The organism is Mesorhizobium sp. J18, assembly GCF_007829525.1.
Lineage (GTDB): Bacteria > Pseudomonadota > Alphaproteobacteria > Rhizobiales > Rhizobiaceae > VLJP01.
Window position 1 is genome coordinate 1 of record NZ_VLJP01000021.1, and the last position, 1117, is coordinate 1117.

Annotated in this window: 2 protein-coding genes and 1 pseudogene; all 3 read right to left on the minus strand. The window is 64.5% G+C overall.

The features are described from left to right. Nucleotides 1–354: S26 family signal peptidase (locus L598_RS09620; protein WP_186444992.1), on the minus strand; the 354-nt coding region annotated here is incomplete at its 3' end. Further along, nucleotides 351–620, minus strand: a complete 270-nt coding sequence (locus L598_RS09625) for a helix-turn-helix domain-containing protein (RefSeq protein WP_144861986.1) — start codon at nucleotides 618–620, stop codon at nucleotides 351–353. The genes L598_RS09620 and L598_RS09625, both read right to left, overlap by 4 nt. A 163-nt stretch (nucleotides 621–783) precedes the next feature. Then, a pseudogene (locus tag L598_RS21955) lies at nucleotides 784–1085 on the minus strand (DUF736 family protein). Nucleotides 1086–1117 lie beyond the last annotated feature (32 nt).

Sequence of the window (1117 nt, forward strand, 5' to 3'; positions counted from 1 at the left end):
CCCGCCGATGATGATGGCCTCATTGAAGGCGCAGACATGCTCGCCGCGCAACGCGGCGAGACGCTTCACCAGCGGCACATTGCGGGCCAGATAGCCGCGTTGGTCGGCGAGATAGGCGACCGCTTGAGGTGGGCGGACAAGCACCAGATCGCCGCGTGCGGCCGTCGCGAAACCGACCCGGTAGAGACCGACGGGGGCGCTTGCCGAGGCGTTCCAGACCAGCCAGGGTGAGGGTTTAGTGAGCGCGGTGACACCGATCAGGCCGAGACCAATCGAGGCGATCGCGATAGCCTTGCGCGCCCGAACTCGCCACAGGCGGCTGCCGGTTAGTTGGATGGAAGGGCGCGGGTTCACGACCGGCCCTCGCCCTCGGCGGGGCCGGAGCCACCCTCATCAATGTGGGACCTGATGTCCTGCGAGCGGCCTTTCGACCAGTCGTCGAGCTCGTCGATGTGATAGCGAACATAGCGGCCATGCTTGCGGTATTTCGGGCCGCCGCCGGTCAGCCGCATCTTCTCCAGGGTGCGTTGTGAGAGGCCGATATAGAAGGCGGCCTGCGCGGTATTCAGAAACGGACTGCCCTTCTTGGCGCGGGCCGCGCGCTCGTTTTCGTCGTCCATGATCACCCTCGTTTCGCTTCATGGGAGCGATGGCGATGATGGGCGTGCGATATCGCTTCGGGGACGGGCGAAGAGTCGGATGGGAGTTTTCGCCGCCCCTTCAGGTGGGCGAAGCTTGGCGGGAAATCATAGGAAAGCGGGGCCAAGACTTGAGGTCGGCCGGTCAGTCTAGCGGGTTCCAGATGACGGCGTAGGTGTCTTCATCGTCCTGGCCGGCCGCGGCCGAGATCGGCGAAGAGTTTGCGCGGCCCGAATTCCGGCGCGGCGATGGACAAGCTGACGTGGTCTTTGCCGAAGGTCTCGCCTCAGAGGATCCAGCCCGCGCCTGCCTCGACGCCCTGTGTCAGCACCCGGCTGTCGGCGGACTTCGACCTGTTGAGGACGATGACGATCGGCGCGGACGCGGAGTGTCTTGAGCTGGCCCTTATAGCCGTCGTTTCCTGCCTGATGGCGCAACGATCGCAGTCATTTTGAAGTCTCCTTTTCGCTGTTGCCGG